The following is a 20576-nucleotide window of genomic DNA, read 5'->3' as shown; positions in this document are numbered from 1 at the left end:
CAGGAGTTTATGAAAAGTAAAATGAAATTTAAAATCGGAGAATTTTCCAAACTTTGTCAGGTGACAGTCAAAACACTCCGTCATTATGAGGAGATAGGGTTACTGATCCCTATTGAAGTGGATGAGTGGACCGGCTATCGGTATTACGATATCAGCCAGCTTCGGCGGATGAACCGGATTGTCTATCTGAAACAGTTAGGATTTAGCCTTGAGGAAATTACCGAATTGTTCGAAGAAGGCAAAGAATGTCCCGACACCGAACAAATAAAGGAAAAAGTCGAACGTTGCAAGAATGATATGGCACATTTGATGTGGCGACAAACCGAACTGGCAAAGTTGGAAACCCTGCTCCAAAAACAAGAAAACATTATGGAAAAAGTATTTGAAAAATCGCTTCCGTCAAGAATTTTTGCTACGCACCGTCGTAAGATAGAATCATATCAGGAATTATTCCACCTCTGTCCCAATATCATCGGTCCGGAAATGCACCGTTTAGGTTGCGAATGCCCTGCTCCTGAATATTGCTTCACGGTAGAATATAATGATGAGTATGGTGTCGATATCGACATCGAATATTTTGAAGCGGTAGCAGAACGCAAGGAAGACTCTGAACTGATAAAATTCAAAGAACTGCCGGAAGTTCCCGTAGCTCTTTGTATCAATCATTACGGGGCCTACGATAAAATGCCGGAAACTTTTGCCGAACTATATGCCTATGTGGAAGCAAACGGTTATGAAGTAAGCGAGCGACCCCGTTTCTGCTACATCGATGGCATCTGGAACAAAGAATCGGTAGATGAATGGCTGACAGAAATTCAATTACCGGTAAAATAAAAAAACGTAGGATAGTATCTTCAATGCTTATTTTCCTACATTTGCACGGTAAAACATGAGTAAACCTGTATTGTTCAACAAATGAAATGTCAACTCTGTATATAGCTACGCTCAATGAATAACCTTTCCCGATAGAGTTATTCAACTATTTGACAAATAACGATTATTTGCCACAGAGATTTTATATCCTTTTATTTATGGATTTATGAGATAGCACACTGTTTCCCGACAGTGTGCTGTAGCATTCTATTATACAGTTGAACAATGAATTATACATACAAACAAATATGGCTCATCAACTTTCCGGTCATGATGAGCATCTTAATGGAACAACTTATCAATATTACCGACGCCCTCTTTTTAGGTCATGTCGGAGAAGTTGAATTAGGAGCGTCCGCTATTGCCGGAATTTATTATTTGGCTATCTACATGCTTGGTTTCGGGTTTTGTATCGGATTGCAGGTGATGATAGCCCGCAGGAACGGGGAACAGAAATATAAAGAAACAGGCAAGACCTTTTTCCAAGGGGTATCCTTTTTAAGCGGGCTTGCTATCTTTCTCTGTCTATTCATCCTTTCAGTTTCTCCGCTTATTTTGAAGCGGCTAATAGCTTCTTCTGAGATTTATCAAGCGGTAATCCGATATCTGGACTGGCGTAGTTTCGGACTATTGTTTTCATTTCCTTTTCTGGCAATCCGTTCCTTTTTGGTTGGGATTACACAAACTAAGGCGTTATCGTGGGCTGCGGTTACCGCCGTACTGATAAACATACCCCTCAACTACTTTTTAATATTTACCCTTAATCTAGGGATTTCCGGTTCTGCAATAGCTTCCTCACTGTCGGAAATGGGTTCTTTCGGTATACTCTGTTTCTATTTATGGACGAAAATAGATAAGGATACATACGGTTTGAAATGGGTATATGATGGCAACTTACTGGGAAAGGTGTTTCGTTTATCGGTATGGAGTATGCTTCACGCTTTTATCAGTGTTGCTCCCTGGTTCCTGTTTTTTGTTGCAATTGAACATTTGGGAAAAACAGAATTGGCTATATCCAATATTACCAGAAGTGTATCTGCCATGTTCTTTGTTATAGCTAATTCTTTTGCGGTCACAACCGGTTCGCTGGTTAGTAACACGATTGGAGCCGGAGAAAAAGAGGCGGTTTTCCCTATCTGCCGGAAGATTCTGAAATTGGGTTATCTCATCGGATTTCCATTAGTAGGTATCGCTTTACTGGGTAATCAATGGATTATCGGATTTTATACGAATAATGAACTGTTGATACGGCAGGCTTTTATTCCTTTTGTCGTCATGTTGTTGAATTACACCTTTGCACTCCCCGGTTATGTATATCTGAATGCAGTTGGCGGTACAGGCAAAACGAGAACAACATTTATCTTTCAGGTTACAACGACAGTTGCCTACTTGATTTATCTTTATTGGCTAAGTTGCTATACAAAAGTACCTTTAGCGGTCTATATGACTGCCGAATATCTTTTTGTAATTCTACTGGCGGCGCAGTCTCTTATTTATCTAAAAAGAAAACAATAGTAAATGCAAAAGTTATGATGACAAAAATATATCCACGTACAGGTGATAAACAGACGGTTTACCTGAATGCAGTAGTAAAAGACCCTCAAATTGAAATTGGAGATTATACGATTTATAATGATTTCGTCTCGAATCCGTTGCTCTTTGAAAAGAATAATGTGCTCTATCACTATCCTATCCATAAGGAACGATTAATAATCGGAAAGTTTTGCTCCATTGCTTGCGGTACTAAGTTTTTATTCAATTGTGCCAATCACTCATTAGAGTCTTTATCTACTTATACATTTCCCTTATTTTATGAGGAATGGGAACTGGACAAAGCGGATATTACTTCAGCCTGGGATAACAAAGGGGACATCATTATAGGCAACGATGTCTGGATCGGTTATGAAGCTGTAATTATGGCAGGAGTCCATATAGGGGACGGGGCAATCATAGCCGCCCGTGCCGTTGTCACAAAAGATGTTCCCCCTTATACGATTGTAGGTGGTACGCCTGCCAAAGAAATACGAAAACGGTTTGACAGGGATATAATAGAACAATTGTTGAAATTGAAATGGTGGGATTGGCCGATTGAAAAAATACGGAAGCATTTGCCTTTTCTGACAAAGGGGAAGTTGGCTGAGATAGACCGGAGGATTTAAAGACCGGTATTCAAAGGAAAAGGTTATGCAAAAGCATTGCTTCAAACAGCTATTGACGATGCAAAGCAGCAGAGAAAAGACGGTTTGGTAACTGTAGTGGGGACAAAGAAATTTCATTTCATGAGTGATGGGAAATGGCTTATCGGGCAAGGCTTCAAAACAGTTCAAACACTCCCTTATGGATTCAACCTGCTTGCACTGAAATTAAATCCGGATGCAGAAAACCCGTCATTCAATGAAGCAACTTTAAGTGGAGAATGTCCCAAGAAGGAAGATATCGTTGTCTATTATTCCAATCGGTGCCCGTTTACCGAGTATCATATTCAAAATTCATTGCAAGAAACAGTTCGAAAAAGGAAGCTTTCGTTAAAGATAATCAAACTTACAACAATGGAAGAAGCAAAAGCAGCCCCAACTCCGGCAACCATATTCAGCTTGTATCACAAGGGAAAGTTTGTCACCACCGATCTTAGTGTTTGTATGGATAGCCGATTTGATAAAGTAGTAACTATTTAAACAATCAATAAACGTGAGACATCTTTTCTCCGAATCTGCAATCAGGGAGACAAATTCTGGATTCGACACCTGCTACTTGCAAGGTTGGTTTTATGATAACGATACCCTCATTAGTATTTGGTCTGCAGCAAAGAGTAAGTTGTAAATAAGAAGACTATCGGATTACTGATTCAAATATTCTTCCCGCTTCCGTTTAGGCAGTTTCTTAATCACTTCGTCTACCGAATGCTGGATTAATTCCTTAATCAGATTATCAGGCACATCACTTTCTAACGTGACTAAGTTCCACAAGGGAGTCTTGAAGTCCGTTTCAGTTATCCCGTCATACTTTTCTCGCAGTTCGACCGACTTTTCGGGATTGCATTTGAGGTCTGCCTTGAATATACCGTCTTTTGGATCCAATGGTATATAAGCAAACATCTTATCCATCACTTTGAAAACTAAAACATTATGGCCAAGAAAGGGCAGTGATTCACTACTGCCTTTTATGGATAAACAGTATACACGGAATTCTTCAATATTCATAGTTCATGGGATATTACTTTTTCATTGCCTCAGCTCGTAAGTCAGCAGGCATTTTTTCAATAGCATAACGAAAAGCGGTACGGGGCATAACAGCCTTCTTTGACATTACATAATCAAACACCTCTTTCCTATATGCCTCACTGGCAGCTTTGAGCATCCAGCCGTAACCTTTCTGTACTAAATCGTCCTTATCAACCAACAAGGCATCGGCTATCTCAAAAATGTCATCCAGGAATAAACCTTTCCGCGCCGGAATAATCAACGTAACGGCAGAAGCACGTTTTACCCAACGGCTGGAAGATGTAGTCCACAGTTTCAATTCTTCAATATATTCAGGATACATCATAACAAAAGTCCCGATAGTATGGTTGCACAAGGTATCACAATCCGCCCAATTGGTCAGGTAATCATGTACCCAATGTTCAAATACTTTAAAATCGGCAGGCTCGTATTGCTCATGTAAAGACTCCGCCCAAATACAGGCCACAGCAGCTTCTTCCAGATAACCTGACTTCCAAAACTCCTCACACAAAGTGAATATTTCCTGTTTAGGCAACTCATTGATTTGCTTTAAACCCTGCTTACCTATCCTGCTCACTTCCCCCATCCTGACACCATAGACTTTGGCAGCCTCACCCGGCTTAAAATAGCGATCGGAACCGGTAAGTACTTTAGAATCTATGCTATTAGTAAGCACCTGACGAATATCGGATACAATTTGATTTTTCATGTTATTACTTTTAAGAATTCACTTGTTCCTGTAATAGTGGAAACAGCAAGGCAATCAGATTTACATTCTTTTGAATCATATCCACAACTCCATCTTTCTTAATCTCTGCTACCACACCATTTGTTGATTCCACATTATAGCCATCTCTACTACCTAGGAGTGATTGTATGTTTTCTATATACATCATAAGTTTCTGTTTATCAAAACATAAGGCAATAATTTTGTTAACAAAATATCACTTTTGGTATATTTATAGTTTATGAAGCTGCATAAAAAGTGAGATATTTTTCTAAGTTTGACTTTATGTATTCGATATTATGGTGTCCTTCAAAAATGTGATTTTGTACAGTAATATTTCGATCGATTAATATATTATGAAGTTCAAGACAACCATTGTAAAATTCACCTTCATCTTTATTACCTGCATCAAGATATATTTGACAATCAGGAGAAATGACACATTCTTTTGCAATATATAATGGATTATTCTTTTTCCATATATCAATAGTATTAAAGTATGGAGTGTCCTCTTGGTCTAATTCTAATTCTAATACAGGCATATGCCCACCAATTTTAGAAAATAAATTAGAATATCGTAATCCATAATTTAGCGCTGCATATCCTCCTGCAGATACTCCGCCAATAAAACGTCCTTTTTTACTATTTATAGTTTTATAACTCCTATCTATAAAAGGGATGACTTCTTTTATAAAGTAGTCTTCATATCGTCCTAAGTTTATTGTTAGTCCATTTGAATGTAAAGATTTCACAACTTTTGTAGTAAGGGCTGAATTAATTCCACGACTGTTTTCAAGTCTAGGACAAACTATTATTAGAGGTTTTATTACTTTTTCGCATATCAGAGCATCTACGCTTCTGAGAATATCAAGATCAAATATTATATCCTCACTTCCACTTCTTCCATGTAGAAAGTATAACACCGGAAAACAATCATGATTACCATAACTATTTGGCATATAAATATTTAATCCCATTCTTTTTTTAAGAAAATCGCTATATAAATTTAATCGCTCAATTCTTGAATTATTTGCCATACAATCTACAATTTAGTTTTTAGGATGTATGCCAAAGCTCCTGAATACTTTTATGACATTCACCCATACAAAGATATATCAAAATATCCATAAAGATGGTTATTATATTTTTGGGGAGTAAAAAATGGAAGCATTGGATAAAGAAATGGTCGAGATCACATATGCGAAAACATCCGTCAGACCTTTCTTTTTTAAAAGACGTTCTGACAATGATGCAAGTGAATCCTTTAATGCTAAAATTAAAGCTTTTAAGATACAACTAAGAGGGGTGAGGTATATTGAGACTCGCGAATATTTATACATAAAATTAAATTCCCTCAGGATTTCGGTATGAGCCGATTTCGGTATGAGCCATGATCCGGAAAAACCACCGAAAAGACACAAAAAAAGCAGCCACTTTTAATTGTAACTGCTTTATATTCAGTGGTGCCACCAGGAATCGAACCGGGGACACAAGGATTTTCAGTCCTTTGCTCTACCAACTGAGCTATGGCACCATCATGTATGTCTTTCTTTTAAAGACGCTGCAAAGGTAGATATATTTTTTAATCCTGCAAGAGGATACGAAAAACCATGCTCATCTTTAACATTTATTCAACAAATCGATATTCAAGACTTAGAAAGAATAAGATTTTGCTAAGACGTCACCAGAAAAATGCAGTTTCATAGAAAAAAAATGAGCAAATTATTTGCGAGTTCAAATTTATTTGTACCTTTGCAGCCGTAATCAAAAACGGGATGTAGCACAGTTGGCTAGCGCGCCACGTTCGGGACGTGGAGGTCGGAAGTTCGAGTCTTCTCATCCCGACTACAAAAAGGGTAAGTAACTTAGAAGTAAGTTCTTGCCCTTTAGTCGTTTTTAGCGACCAGAGCAACTAAAAAAGAAACTAATTTATGGAAAAAGGACTTTTAATTCTTCTCCTTCTTATTTATACTTCATCTGTATTTGCAGAACACAAGAATAATAAGCGTCAACTCCCTGAAGATTTAATAATAGAAATAAAGAAAGAGTACAATAAATCCGATAGACAAATCGAACGCATAGAATACAGCTATGTCAACCCGGATATGACGACCGAAGATAACACAGCTTGTTATTCTTCTTACAAAGTTCTTAGTAAAGATGCCGGTGCATACTTTTGCATATCAATATTCAACAAAGAGTATAAAATCGCTGATATTCTGGATTATGGACAGATAAATTTAAAAGCATATAAAAGAGGTAGCTCTACCCTATTTTTAATTGGCTTAGACGATTTCTATGGTTCTACCTACTTCGTTTATCTTTTCAAAGCAAACTCCTTAGTACGAATCGGACAAATAGATATTAATCAGCCAGATGATGTTGAAGAGCACGGTCCAAAAACAATCTCTTTTAAAGTCTATTACGAGGACAACCGGTTTATTATCGAAAACTACTTAGATGGTATTTTCGAAAGTTCGAGTTCAATCCCATCTAAAAATTCCGCCTCATGAAAATTACACCTCCACGATTGGCAAAACACCTTCATGAAGACATTCCTTTTCAGGATATCGTAAGAAACAATGAAGAAGATTTGACAGAACATGCTTTCAAGAGCCAGCGAATAGACGGATGGAAAAGGAATAATATGTCCATACAATCCTGTACATTTTCCGGTTGTATGTTTACTGGGTGCAGCATAAAGAAATCACAGTTCAGTGATGTGATATTCAGGAATTGCGATTTATCCAATATGAATCTGATTGGATGCGGCTTCCATCGGGTGGAGTTTATCGAATGCAAACTTATGGGGACAAATCTCCAGGACGGGATATTTAACCACATTCTTTTTCAGGAATGTAAAGGAGATTACCTGAACCTCTCCACGAGCAAGCTAAATTATGTCAATTTTGACCACAGTACTTTGACTGGTATGGCAATGGAAAATTGTAAAATCGCCCATATAAACTTTGAAAACTGCAACCTGAAAGAAGCAGAATTTTATCATACCCCGCTAAAAGGAATCGATTTTACCGGCTCCGACATATCCGGCATCCGCGTAAGCCTGATGAACAGCAGCGAATTAAAAGGCGCCACCGTTACCTCCTTACAAGCTTTGGAATTAGCACGGATGTTGGGGATAGATATCAAAGATTAAACAGTCTATTAGGGCAAAACAACCCTATTTCGTATAATCCGGATGGCGATGCAACCAAACGACTGCATAAGGACAAGTTGCCAACGGCTTCATGCCATTCTCCAAAGCATAATCATACGCATATTTAACCAAAGCCGCAGCCACACCACGTCCCTCTATTGCAGGAGGGACTATTGTATGAATAATATCCAGTTTATCTCCGGACAAACGATATTGTACAAATGCCGTAACCCCTTCCAATGTCGTTTCGAAACGTTTTTTCTCCGGATGATGAGTAATAATGCAATCCATAATCTTTTTTACTTTATCGGTTCAAACTCAAGAAATAGTTGATTCTGATCATTCGCTTCCGGCAATGCCTCTTTTGGTTCTTTCTTCTTTTTATGGAAGAAGTTTTTTACCTTTTTGAAAAAAGTCATCACATTTTGCGCCATATCCTGCTTTTTCTTGGATACGCCAACCGACTCAACCAATGCCGGGCGGAGGATTTGCCACAAATAATTGAAAGTAGAATGATAAGGATCTCTTATTATTGTAACATTCGAATGTCTCGGTTTGTTAAAGCCACGCTTTGTTTTATCGGGGTTATTGTGTTTTAATATGCGGTTCACAAGCCCCGTCAGGAATTTCTTGTCTGTCACCTCGCCGTCTTTTTCTTTGAGAAGCACTGCCCGCAAATCGGAATATAGGAATAGCATATCGACTGTCGCATCTTTGCTGGTTGCCTCCGTGCTAAAAGTAAAATCTTTCAAATGCCCGCTTTCTACCTGCGCCAGAGCCAAAGGGGTTATCAGTTCATTCAATGCCGTCAAATCAAAATCACTCATGCGGGCGGTCAAAAGGAAACGGTCATTCAACGAATCGACCGGTAGCATCCAGGTAGCGGTAAAGCCTCCTTTTCCCATAAATTTGCCGTCAGCCTCCAAACGGATATATTGCTCCGGAAAGGAAACGATATTGGTCAATCCGGTAAATGTACCGTTCATATCCGTAAAAAACAGTTTGCCAGGAACCGTTCCTTTTTTGGACAGCTCTTCATAAACGACGGAAAAATTATTTACCCCTAATTTCCGTATGTCGATCTGCAACGGTGCTTTCTGTAGCGCTTCATAAACCATCGGGACAATACGACGGGGAACTGCAATCTTCTGGTTTTTAAAATTACCCAATACGGCATCTTTCACCTGTACTTCCTCTATCCGCAATGCCTTATCGGAAACCAAAGCGGGTATATCGATATTCGAAAGGGATAAATTTCCCACACTCACATCAAACCAATCCTTATGCTGAGGCTGGAGATAAGCAAATTCCATTTTAGGGTAAGGAGAAAAGAAGCGGAGGTTCTCCACCTTCAAATCCGTATTATCGATTGCCACATGCCCGACCTTAAGAGTGTAGAAGCCATTATCCAAAGGGAATACCAAATTACGGGTGGAGAAACGAATATCATCCAGTTTAAACAGACGCTCCCTGTTATCAACCATCAGTCCCTTCAACACAAGGTTCACGGTATCCAACCTCTGATACTCCAAGGTATGTCCCTTTCCCCAAAAAGCATAATCAACTTTCGCATTCGACAAATCGAACTTCTCTAAAGAAATACGTCCTGCCACTGGCGACAGGAGATGATAAATATCCAAAGATGCAGGTTTTGAAACCGTTTCTTTTTCTTTTCTCTTAGGTTGTACCGGCTGATAGGAAACAGAAGGGTTCAACAGGCTTATCGCACCCAAATGAAGGGATGAATCTTTCCAGGCTATTTTATCCACTTCAAACTTATCCAGTAAAACAGACAGATTTAACTGTTCGTCCTTAAACATTTGTATATCGGGAGAGTCTACCTGTAACGTGCCTAAAGACAAATGATGCAGCGGATTCTCAGGCAAACGCTTCAGCCCCGTTACATACAACGCCGGAACCGATGCACTGAAATAAGTATCCGGTGCCTTTTCCCACAAGCTATCCTGGGGCATAAGTTTTATATCATGCAGAGACAGGATTCCTTTTACCGTAGAGAAATTTCCTTTTCCAATGGAAAGCCTGTACGTTTTCCCCGGCAAATAATTATCAAAATGGCTGAAGTTAAAGCCCATATTCCCATAATCAAAAAGCCATCCCCGCTTTTTCCCCGTCCGTTCGTCCACCAAAATATCCGTTGCAAAGAAATTGAAATTCTTCAGTGTATAACTAACCGGGTCTGCCGCTTTCCGGTCGTCCCATTCAAAATCGGCACTATTCAGAGACACTTTCTTTACCGACAGATAGCGGAAAAACGGATTTAAAATGCTCTCCACATCGATATGGCTGTTGCCAGCCGGTTTCGCCGGCTTATTTTCTTTGTCCGCCTTCCAGTAGGCAGCCGCTACCACATAATGCAGGTTCGGGCGGTCTATTTTAAACTGTTCCGCACTAATCCCGTTATCGTACACCAGACCGGTGAAACTAACGGTATCGATTGTTCCGGACATATAGTCGTTGCGGCTTTTGGTCGAGAGCGGATGCAAGGCGATTCCTTCAATCCTGAAATCGCCTTTTTCCGTATCCAGTGCCATACGTTTTATATTCAGGCGATGATTCCGTGCGCTCATCCTCCCTTCTATCCCGCTTGCTTCAAAGGCAAAACTACGGGAATACCAGAACCCGTGTTCCACTTCGGAAAGGGAATCCACCCGAAAGCCGTTTGCCTTAAAATCCAGATTCGCCAGTTTATAAACCTCAACGGAATCTTTCAAAGCATAGGAATATTGCATTTTAGCCTGCCGGATACCTATTGTTTGAACTGCCACGCTATGCAAAATAGGTGAGATGATTTCATAAAGAGACAATGCCCTCACCAGCGAATCCGCATCTATTTTCGTTACCGGAGTTGCTTTAGTTTTTTCTTTTCTACGATGGTTCTCATTTACAAAACTATATACATTTATATCCGGAGATGAGATGGTAAAGGCATCGGCAGCCAGGTAGTTCAACGCTTTCTCGCGGCGGAATGCAACGCCCTGCACTTCCACGGTTTTCACGAAAGCATCCAAGAAACGGTCCGGTTTCTGCTTTCTGGCTTTCCATAAGGTATCCTGAGGCTGGAGATTGATATCGGAAATATAAATCACCGAATCTTCGGTACTTAGCATGATACTATCGGTATTCAGGGTAAAATCGTTATTCGCCAACAAAAGTTGGGGCTGGTTCGTTTCAAAATCAAAATTATCGCAATACAGCAGCTTTCCGCTATCGGACGAATTTTCATCCAGCCTGAAACCATAGGCATGGAAACTTACATTTGTCAGTGCATATACAATCGGTGACAGCGGATTTTCCACCGTATAGGAAACGCTTGCATTATCCAGGTTCAGCGTTTGTACGCTCAACACATTGATATATGGAGAGATGACTTCATACAAAGTTTTGGTTTGCGCCTGGGTATCTTCTTTTTTTTCCGTGCAGGACGAGTTATTGGACTGGAATACTTTCACCTCCGGCTGCTTCACCTCAAAAGAATGGAAATGCAGTTGTTTATAACTCCATCTCCAAGTCAGGTTCAAGCCTTTAAAGTCGATAACCCCGACACGTGCCGACAAATACATTGCCGGCAAACTATCTTTCTGCTGCCAGTCCCGGAAAACCTCCGAATCCGGCTCCAGGACAATCCCTTCTATCTTCAATTCTCCATTGAAAAAATTAATTGCCAGCTTATCAAAAGAAAGTGTATAGAAACCGTCCGTGGCATCGGCTGTCCGTTGTATCAGTTCTTTTTTCAAGAACTGTTCCAGATGCTTTGTAAGATAAAGGTTAAGCAGGAATAAACCGCCAACCAATAATAGAATGGCCGGCAGGATGTAATATTTGAATTTCTTTTTACGCCCCATACGCTCTTTGCTGTCGCAAGTTAAATATATCTATATATAATTCAACAAAATAATATTATTTAAGTTGCGGTAAATGCCTGAGGAAATAGATCCGGAGACGATTGGAGCCATAAAACAATGCTGCAAACAACCTCCAACGACGATTGATGACAAGATACAGCACTGCAAACCACAATCGAAGGCGATTGGAGGCACAAAACATGCCGTGAACTTCCATTAAACACGATTAGAGGCATAAAACAGCACTGCAACCTACCATCAAACGCGATTGGAGCTATAAAACAGTGCTGCGAACCACCATCAAACGCGATTGGAAGTACTACGCAGTGCTGTAACCTCCCCTTAACGTCAGTTTTTCTATAAATTAGCCCTCAGAAACAGATATTCAATAGTTATCATTCTGCGTCAAAGAGCCTCCCACATAATCTATCTCCGTCTGTGGAATAGGATAAGGCCATGTTTTATCCGTAACCCGGCTTCCCGCACCGGAATATTGCCCTTCCGGTGTTTTGCTGAAGGCCTGCATGGTCGCTACATATGTTTTCCAACGAAGTAAATCATATAGGCGAAGTCCTTCCCCTGCCAATTCGACACGGCGTTCACGACGCAGGGCCGAACGCAAATCATCGGTAGCTTTTATCTTATACCGGGCATTGAATATTTCTTCCGTCACCCGCTCGTTCTCTTTTACGTTGAACTTCCGGTATTTTGCAAAGGAATCCGCCGGCGAAGTCGTTACGAAAGCACGATACCGCACTTTGTTAATCAAATCCGCAGCCAGTTGCTTGTCACCTCCCGTCTCTATCAGGCATTCGGCATACATCAACAAGACATCCGCATAACGGATATGGAAAAACGTCCAGTCTGTTTCCGACAGGTTACCCGTCGGCCTTCTGGAATAATCAATCCATTGCTTGCGGCTATGTTGCCGGGGGAAATTATCATATCCCGAATAATCGTGAATTTCCGTAGTTTCCTTATCCGCCTTATAAAAAATATCCCCGGAAGAAATAACCGTATGCACCAGGCGAGGGTCGCCTACTTCATAGGCACTTACCAAATCATTTGTAGGGCATTCTCCTCCCCATCCGCCGGTAGTATTGCGCCCGATATTCATTTGCGGGCAAACGCTACCGCTCGTATAGTTGGAGATATAAGCACGAGAAGTAACAAACACCGCCTCTTTTGAACGATACCCTTCGGCAGCACTGTTGAACAAGGTCTGGTAATCGTCAATCAAATCATAACAGCCACTTTCCACCACCGCTTTCAAATCGGCTTTTGCACCTTCATAATCCCCGAAAAACATTTTTACCCGCGCCCGGAAAGCCATGCCGGCTTCTTTGGTGATACGTCCCAGCTCATTTGCAGGAAGAGCGGATGCTCCCGGCAGATTCGTTTCGGCAATCGCCGTATTCAGGTCTGCCAGAATAAAATTGCAGACATCCCCTTTGTCCGCTTTGCGGATGGTCGTCCTGTCTACCGATTGCAAGGGTTTATCTATCAGCGGGACATTGGCGAAAGCCATTGCCAAATCAAAATAATAAAAAGCACGCATAAAATGCGCTTCGGCAATCCAACGCTGTTTGGTACCGAGCGGGACCAATGCTCCGCCAGCCTGGATAAGGGGAGTTTCGGGGGTCACCAAAGCCAGGAAAACATTGCAGGCGGATATAGCCGTACGATACCGGTGGTTCCAAAGGTTATACATCATTTCGCTGGTGGTAGTGGGGTTGCCGCGCGCCACCTCCGTTATTATAACCCGGTCGCTGGCATCCGAACCGCCTTTCGAACAATCGTCCGTCAACTGGTCGCCCAAATCGAACCGCATCTGTTGGTAGTTCCAGTGGTCGAGTATCGGCTGATAACAATTTACCAGCAGTTTATAGCCACCATCTTCGGTTCTCAGATAAGATTCCTCATCCAAAATAGCCACCGGCTGGCGGTTCAGGAAATCCGCACTGCAACCGGTCAGCAAAACCATGGCAAACAGGGTTGCCATCCATATCCTATTTTTATTCTTCATCGGTTTCATCATTCAGTCTGTTTCTTGATTTATAATTTCATGCTTAACCCGAACATAAAAGTCCTTGCCTGGGGATAAAAACCCATATCTATCCCTTTATACATCGGGTTATTATTAAACTCGCCGATTTCCGGGTCCAGACCGGAATATCCGGTTACCGTAAACAAATTCTGGGCGGCGACGAATACACGCACATTATTGATAGTGATTTTCTTTGTCCATTCGGAAGGAAGCGTATATCCCAACTGGATATTTTTCAGACGGACATATGAACCGTCTTCCACATACCAGGAAGACATTTCGCGGTTCAGGCGGCTATCGGCATCGATTGCGAAGTTTTTATTGGTGCTTCCCGGTCCGTTCCAGAATGTGGTCAGGATATCTTTCGGGGCGTTATACCAGCCTACCCCTCCGTAAATATCATATTTCAGGATGTTCAAAATATCATTCCCGACAGAGCCTTGGAAAAAGGCGGAAAAGTCGAAGTTCCTGCATTCGGCACCCAACGTCAACCCGAAGGTAAAATCCGGATGCGGATTTCCTATCATAGTACGGTCCTTGTCATCCAGTTTCCCATCCCCGTTCAGGTCCATGAATTTCAAATCGCCGGGCTTGGCATTCGGCATCACTACCTGTCCGTTGTTTTTGTAATTATCTATTTCTGCCTGTGTCTGAAACACGCCATCCATTTTATATCCGTAAAAATAACCGATGGGCATACCGACCTCGGTCATTGTATAGCTGTAGTAGCCGAGATGGACACCTTTCCCGGGAATATTCGCGCAGCCACCCAAATCGACCACCTTATTTTTGTAGGTAGAGACATTGGCGTTGATATGGTAAGCAAATTCTTTGCCTGCTTTTCCGTCATAATTAACAGCAAACTCAAATCCCCGGTTGCTGATGCTTCCCGCATTGACCCACGGATGATTCGGGAAGCCCAAAGCCGACGGAGTAGGAACCTGTACCAGCATATCTTTTGTACGTCTGTCGAAATAATCCATTGTCAGCCGTAAAGCTCCTTGCAGAAAAGCCAAATCCAATCCTAAATCGAGTTGGCGGGTTGTTTCCCATTTCAGGTTCGGATTGCCTACCTGTCCGCGCCCACCCGAAAGGACCGTGTTTTTATCACCGAACAGGAAATAACCACCGTTCACAAACGTGTTCAGATAAGCCCCGCCGGGTATCGTCTGATTGCCGATCTCTCCCCAACCGGCTCTCAGTTTCCCCTGCGACAACCAGCTCAGCCCTTTCATAAAGGTTTCTTCCGAAAAGTTCCACCCACCGGAAACAGACGGGAAAAAGCCCCAACGATTGCCGGCGGCAAACTGGGAAGAACCGTCCCAACGTGCATTTACCGTAACCATATAACGATTGTCGTAGGAGTAGAAAACACGACCGAAATAAGAATTTAGCGTATTGCAAGAAGTATAACCGGAAGCTCCCGGATTCACGGTCCCCGCATTGATAACCTGCTGGTTCGGGTCATTATTCACCATCCCTTGTTTTGAAGCGCCGATGGCTTCATAGCTTTTCATTTCTGCCGAAGTACCCGCCATCGCATTCACCGCATGTTTACCGAAACGTTGGTTATAGGTCAGGTAATTATCAAACACCCAGTAGTCCGTATTATCGACTTGGCGGCTGACCGTAGCATAGGTGCTGTATTCGTCGCCATCCAGATAATATTTCGGAGTGAATCCATCACTCTGGTTACGGAGCAAATCGAGCGAGAGACTGGATTTAAACGTCAGGAACGGAAACAGTTTGAAATCGCCGGAGATATTGCTTTTGGTAGCTATGCCATGCCATCTATTCAAAGCGGAACGATCCACCTGGGCTACGGTATTCACTTTATTCGAATAGATAACACCGGTGTAACGCGACCAGGGATTGGTCGGTTCATATCCGTTATAGATACGGCTATATAAGAAATCCGGAACCTCCACCAGATTATCACGGTATACCGGCGTAATCGGGTCGGCAGCCGCCGATGCCATGACGGTAGCATTATAAGCATCATTTTCCTGGATATTCCGCCTTACCTCATAAATTACATTGACGTTGGCGGACAAAGTCAGCCATTTCGCCACCTCCGAATCCAGGTTCAACCGGCCGTTTAGGCGTTGGTAATTAGAACCTTTCAGTATACCTTTCTGGTCCATATATCCGAAGCTGGCACGGTATCTTAACTTATTCATCCCGCCCGAAAGAGCCAAGTTGTAGTTCTGATTCACAGCTTCCCGGGGCTTACGGGTAACTTCCGCCCACCAATCCGTACCTTGCCGTCCGCCGTTTTTTTCCAGAAAGGAAAGAATGGCTTCCCGCTTTTCCGGTGTGGCGAAGTCTTCGGTCAGTTCTTTTCCCGCAGCGGCATATGCACGGTTCTTATAGTCCATAAAACCGGCGGCATCCAGCATCTCATAACGTTTTGCCACGCCCTGGAAACCGATATTCATATCAAATTCGATATGGCTTTTATAGATATCGCCGGAAGCTCCCCGCTTGGTCGAGACCAAAATAACCCCGTTCGCCGCACGTGCTCCGTAAATAGCTTGTGCCGAAGCATCTTTCAAGACTTCTATATTCTCAATATCACGTGCATTCAACCAACCGATATTATCCTGCGGCATGCCATCCACCACATACAGCGGATTGTTGCCATTTAACGTCCCGACACCACGTATACGGACATCGCCCAAAGCTCCGGGGCTTCCGGAATTGGATGTAACAACCACACCGGCAGCTTTTCCCTGCAAAGCATCCGCGGCACTCCGTAAAGGCAGGTTGGCTATCTCCTCTCCCTTTACCTGGGTGATGGCACCTGTCAAATCACTCTTCTTAAACGAGCCGTAACCGACCACCACGACTTCTTCCAGTTTTTGGGTGTCTTCCGATAAAGTGATATTCACTTGCTTTTTATTTCCTACAGGTACGTTTTGCGAAGTATAGCCGATATAGGAAAATTCGAGAACAGCCTGTTCCGGTACATTATCCAAAACATAATTGCCATCAATGTCTGTAATCGCCCCGTCGGTTGTTCCACGTATCACCACATTCACGCCAATCAGAGGTTCCCCGCTCTGGTCTACAACTTTGCCGGTTATTTTTCTGCCGGTTTGGGTAACCGTCATAATTCCCGGGGCTACCGAAAGAGAAGATACTGCTACAATTTCCTGCGGTTGAAATGCAACTGCATATAAACTAAAAAGGGTTAGTTTTTTCAGAGCTTGCCGGTAACAGTAGCCGGATGCTCTTGTGTGATTTGCCATAAGTAAAAAATATAAGGTTAAACATCTATGTTTTAAATTGGATTGCCCGGCAGGATATTTCTATTATTTTTTGTCAAACAAAACATAGAAAAAGAAAGGCAAGCTCCGGCAAAAACGACAACAGCATATTTTATCATCTGAAAAAATAAAATCCTCTGGTGATTCCGAAACAATATCCCCCGGCTGCTTTACAATTGCAGCCATCAGACGATTCCACTCCCCATCCACATGAACCTCATCCTTTAAACTTTCCTCCACAATATTTCTCAGATACTCTTTCATTTCAACCGGATATTCCTCTCTGCTTTTATATAGGACACATCAGGAAAGACTATTACTTACAAGGGTATTCTTCTTTTTGCTGAAAAACCTCCCTCACTTATGTTGCCAGATAATCTTTCAACTCCCTTTTCAATATTTTAAGCGCTCTGTAAATCTGAGTATCTACAGTACGTACCGACATACACAGCCGGTCGGCTATTTCCTGATTTTTCAACCCTTCTATCCGGCTCAGTTTAAAAACTGATTTACATTGTTTCGGTAAGCGTTCGATGGTGTTATTCACTATTTGTTCTATTTCAAGCATGGCAAGATTGGAAAAGGGCGTTATTCCGTATCCGTTCATCCCGGAAGATAATTCTTCCTGAGAATATTCGTCGAGTTCCTCCTGCGATTTAACGGAACGAATATAATTCAAGCATTCATTTTGTACGGAGCGGTACAGGTAGGCATTCAGTGAAGTATGAATATCTATCTCTTCCCTTTTCTCCCAAAAGCGAAGAAATACATTCTGCAACAAATCTTTAGCTTCTTCCGGTTCTGCTATAAACTTCCTGCAATGAACATATAAAGGTACATAGACTGCTTTGAACAGGGCATTGAAAGCAGCCATATCGCCTGTTTTGATACTTACGAGGATAGCCTCGTCGGATTGTCTTTTCATCGGTTATAATTACGGGAAAAGCGTACAGACCGGGCTACATGACGAAGCTTGTCTGTACGCATCATTATTAGCAAATCAGCTAATCTAACTATAATATTTCATCTGCTGTCTTATTGAAATATTTGATACATTCTTTGATATCCGGCACCGAATTATTCCAGTTAGATTCATATTCGATAGAGAATACACCTTTGAATTTCTGCCGTTTCAGTTCTTTCAACATCCCTTTCACATCCAGGATTCCTGTTCCCCAGATAACATCATGCTGTTCTTTCTCTCCTTCCACTTTAGGAGCAATATCCTTGAAATGTAAAGAGACAATGCGCTTCTGTAATTTTTTCAGGCAATCGATCTGGTCCAAACCTTCCCTGCGCCAATGCCCGACATCTGAACAAGAGCCCAATAATTTGCTGCGATTAGAAATCACACTCAGCAGATTATCCGGATTCCAGTAATCTGACGGTTTCGGATGATTATGGACAGATACTTTTATTTTATACTGATTAGCAAGTTTCTCCACCAAATCCCAGTCTTTCAATGTAGGTTCGCAAGTAATAAACTCCAGCCCCATTTCATCGGCAAACTTGAACATCTTTTCCCAATCGGCAGAGTTATCGGTTACAAAAACTCCGGTTCCGACAATCTTTATTCCTTTGGAGGCGGCAAATTCTCTCAGTTCTTTTTGAGTCTGCACATCCAGATTGAAGTCGAATACCTTATCTCCCCATTTACCTCCTAATTTATGGCCCGGATAAACTTCGATGTACTTCACTCCTAACTCTTCAGTCTTATCAAGGGCTTCCGCCAACGAGAAAAGATGGAATGTATAAGACTGAATACCTAAACGCCAACCATTCTTCTCAGCTTTCGTTTGTGCTTGTGACGGCAATGCCAACAAACAGCAAACCAGAGCAATGATTATTTTTGAAATCTGTTTCATGTAGTTTTTTCTCTTTTAGAGGTTCTTACTTAGGCATTTCCGGCAATGAGAAACCATTGTTATAGGTATGCTTAATCCATTCATTTGCCATATCAGCAGCATTAAATTCAGCAAAACGGCGGTCGAAACGCGGGTCGCCATCTATTACTTTGAAATCGTCTACCGTCACAATCTTTATTTTATCATTCGGCGAGATATTGGTAAACCGCATATTTTCACCATCCCATTTCAGTTCGCGGTGCAATCCCTGTAAACCGGACAATCGAACAGCCAGTACACCCATTACCACCATTTCATTAAACGGGCCGGAGAACTGGAAGTTTGAAGATGCCTCTGTTCTATTTTCAGGAGATTCTTTACAGGCGCGTATCCAATCCTGTTCATGCGCATTGGTAGACCAGATATCACCGTTTCCACCTTTCACTCTCGGAATTGTCGGTTTCGGCTGGTTAAAATGTTCCATATCCGACAAAGGCAGTAATGTAGGATTCATGCCATAGCAGCCGGTCATAATCTTGCCTTTCGTTCCGATAAAAATGATACCGCCATTTTCATCTCCCATCATCTGCCCGTCTTTCAATTCCTCCGGACGGGGAGGCATCAAACCTCCATCATACCAATATACCTTCACTTCCGGCATCTTTACATTACCTTTCGAAGGACGTGCCGGGAACGTATAAGTCACAACCTGTGCATGGGGAGGAGAATAGAGGTTACTGAGTGTAGAACTGCCTATCACGCTGGTCGGATATTTTAAATCCAATGCCCAGTAAAGAGGGTCCATGATATGGCAAGCCATATCCCCTAAAGCTCCTGTTCCGAAATCCCACCAGCCCCGCCAGTTCCAAGGCGTATAAACCGAGTTATACGGACGTTTCTGGGCTGGGCCGATAAACAAATCCCAGTCCAATGTTTTCGGGCACTTCATACCATCTTTAGGTTGCATCAAGCCTTGAGGCCAGATAGGGCGGTCTGTCCAGCAATGTACTTCATATACATCTCCTATAATACCGGCCTGTATCCATTCGGCTATCTGGCGGCACCAGTCAAAAGAGTTTCCCTGGTTCCCCATCTGGGTCGCTACCTTATATTTTTTAGCCAGCTTTGTCAATAAACGGGATTCGTAAACAGAATGGGTAAGTGGTTTTTGTGTATAACAGTGTTTACCCAATGTGATAGCATGTGCCGTAACACCGGCATGCGTATGGTCGGGAGTCGCCACCATAATAGCATCGATAGATTTACCCATCTCGTCAAACATCACACGCCAATCTTTAAAACGTTTTGCCTGAGGATAATCCTTAAATGTTTTATCAGCGTATCCCCAGTCCACATCACAGAGGGCAACAATGTTTTCCGTATTCATATTTGCCAGGTTACGGCGTCCCATACCTCCTACACCGATACCGGCAATATTCAATTTATCACTGGGGGCGGTATACCCGTGCGACTTACCGAGTATCGAACCCGGCACAATAGTCAGACCGGCAGCTGCAACAGCGCCGGTCTTTAAAAATGTTCTTCTGGATATATTTTTCATGGTTAACAAAAGAT

Annotated in this window: 17 protein-coding genes, 2 tRNA genes and 1 pseudogene; 7 read left to right on the top strand and 13 right to left on the bottom strand. The window is 42.2% G+C overall.

Features of this window, described 5'->3' with window-relative positions:
* The first annotated feature begins 9 nt into the window (after positions 1-9).
* The 4 genes and pseudogenes from ACGE0T_RS02185 to ACGE0T_RS02170 form a co-directional block, all read left to right on the top strand.
* Complete coding sequence (locus ACGE0T_RS02185; protein WP_459188919.1) at positions 10-834, top strand: MerR family transcriptional regulator; 825 nt, start codon at positions 10-12, stop codon at positions 832-834.
* Between the two features lie 264 nt (positions 835-1098).
* Positions 1099-2388 carry an MATE family efflux transporter gene (locus ACGE0T_RS02180; RefSeq protein WP_459188918.1) on the top strand — a complete coding sequence of 430 codons (1290 nt, stop codon included), beginning with the start codon at positions 1099-1101 and terminating at the stop codon, positions 2386-2388.
* Positions 2389-2402: 14 nt separating this feature from the next.
* Complete coding sequence (locus ACGE0T_RS02175; protein WP_459188917.1) at positions 2403-3032, top strand: CatB-related O-acetyltransferase; 630 nt, start codon at positions 2403-2405, stop codon at positions 3030-3032.
* Between the two features lie 9 nt (positions 3033-3041).
* Positions 3042-3548 (top strand): annotated as a pseudogene (locus ACGE0T_RS02170) (YoaP domain-containing protein); the annotation flags it as partial.
* 162 nt (positions 3549-3710) lie between these two features.
* Here the strand turns inward: ACGE0T_RS02170 and ACGE0T_RS02165 are convergent.
* The 5 genes from ACGE0T_RS02165 to ACGE0T_RS02145 form a co-directional block, all read right to left on the bottom strand.
* Complete coding sequence (locus tag ACGE0T_RS02165) at positions 3711-4073, bottom strand: MmcQ/YjbR family DNA-binding protein (protein ID WP_459188916.1); 363 nt, start codon at positions 4071-4073, stop codon at positions 3711-3713.
* A gap of 13 nt (positions 4074-4086) precedes the next feature.
* Entirely contained in the window at positions 4087-4803 is a 717-nt protein-coding gene (locus ACGE0T_RS02160) for a DNA alkylation repair protein (protein ID WP_459188915.1), read from the bottom strand.
* 10 nt (positions 4804-4813) lie between these two features.
* Positions 4814-4990 (bottom strand): hypothetical protein, encoded by a 177-nt coding sequence (locus ACGE0T_RS02155; RefSeq protein ID WP_459188914.1) that lies wholly within the window; start codon positions 4988-4990, stop codon positions 4814-4816.
* A gap of 70 nt (positions 4991-5060) precedes the next feature.
* A complete protein-coding gene (locus ACGE0T_RS02150; protein WP_459188913.1) occupies positions 5061-5858 on the bottom strand; it encodes an alpha/beta hydrolase in 798 nt (265 codons plus the stop codon).
* Positions 5859-6282: 424 nt separating this feature from the next.
* Positions 6283-6355, bottom strand: a tRNA-Phe gene (locus ACGE0T_RS02145).
* Positions 6356-6592: 237 nt separating this feature from the next.
* Here ACGE0T_RS02145 and ACGE0T_RS02140 point away from each other — a divergent pair.
* From ACGE0T_RS02140 to ACGE0T_RS02130, 3 genes are all read left to right on the top strand, one after another.
* Positions 6593-6666: transfer RNA gene (locus ACGE0T_RS02140), tRNA-Pro, on the top strand.
* Between the two features lie 86 nt (positions 6667-6752).
* Complete coding sequence (locus ACGE0T_RS02135) at positions 6753-7334, top strand: hypothetical protein (RefSeq protein WP_459188912.1); 582 nt, start codon at positions 6753-6755, stop codon at positions 7332-7334.
* Positions 7331-7978 (top strand): pentapeptide repeat-containing protein, encoded by a 648-nt coding sequence (locus ACGE0T_RS02130; protein WP_459188911.1) that lies wholly within the window; start codon positions 7331-7333, stop codon positions 7976-7978. Before ACGE0T_RS02135 ends, ACGE0T_RS02130 begins: the two co-directional genes overlap by 4 nt.
* 24 nt (positions 7979-8002) lie before the next feature.
* Here the strand turns inward: ACGE0T_RS02130 and ACGE0T_RS02125 are convergent, their stop codons facing one another.
* The 8 genes from ACGE0T_RS02125 to ACGE0T_RS02090 all read right to left on the bottom strand — a co-directional run bounded on the left by ACGE0T_RS02125 (position 8003) and on the right by ACGE0T_RS02090 (position 20562).
* Entirely contained in the window at positions 8003-8269 is a 267-nt protein-coding gene (locus tag ACGE0T_RS02125; protein ID WP_459188910.1) for a GNAT family N-acetyltransferase, read from the bottom strand.
* An 8-nt stretch (positions 8270-8277) separates the two neighbouring features.
* Entirely contained in the window at positions 8278-11841 is a 3564-nt protein-coding gene (locus tag ACGE0T_RS02120; RefSeq protein ID WP_459188909.1) for a hypothetical protein, read from the bottom strand.
* A 385-nt stretch (positions 11842-12226) separates the two neighbouring features.
* The gene (locus tag ACGE0T_RS02115) at positions 12227-13867 is read right to left on the bottom strand and encodes a RagB/SusD family nutrient uptake outer membrane protein (protein WP_459188908.1); all 1641 of its coding nucleotides are present in this window, start codon (positions 13865-13867) and stop codon (positions 12227-12229) included.
* Positions 13868-13896: 29 nt separating this feature from the next.
* On the bottom strand, positions 13897-17139 hold the full coding sequence (locus tag ACGE0T_RS02110; RefSeq protein WP_459188907.1) for a SusC/RagA family TonB-linked outer membrane protein: 3243 nt from the start codon (positions 17137-17139) through the stop codon (positions 13897-13899).
* A 63-nt stretch (positions 17140-17202) separates the two neighbouring features.
* On the bottom strand, positions 17203-17421 hold the full coding sequence (locus ACGE0T_RS02105) for a hypothetical protein (protein ID WP_459188906.1): 219 nt from the start codon (positions 17419-17421) through the stop codon (positions 17203-17205).
* A gap of 97 nt (positions 17422-17518) precedes the next feature.
* Positions 17519-18082 carry an RNA polymerase sigma-70 factor gene (locus ACGE0T_RS02100; protein ID WP_459188905.1) on the bottom strand — a complete coding sequence of 188 codons (564 nt, stop codon included), beginning with the start codon at positions 18080-18082 and terminating at the stop codon, positions 17519-17521.
* Positions 18083-18170: 88 nt separating this feature from the next.
* The gene (locus ACGE0T_RS02095) at positions 18171-19022 is read right to left on the bottom strand and encodes a sugar phosphate isomerase/epimerase family protein (protein WP_459188904.1); all 852 of its coding nucleotides are present in this window, start codon (positions 19020-19022) and stop codon (positions 18171-18173) included.
* A 25-nt stretch (positions 19023-19047) separates the two neighbouring features.
* Positions 19048-20562, bottom strand: a complete 1515-nt coding sequence (locus tag ACGE0T_RS02090; protein WP_459188903.1) for a Gfo/Idh/MocA family oxidoreductase — start codon at positions 20560-20562, stop codon at positions 19048-19050.
* Positions 20563-20576 lie beyond the last annotated feature (14 nt).

It is taken from the genome of Parabacteroides sp. APC149_11_2_Y6, assembly GCF_054506995.1.
Note: the sequence above shows the minus strand (reverse complement) of the source record. Positions and strands in the feature narration are given on the sequence as shown.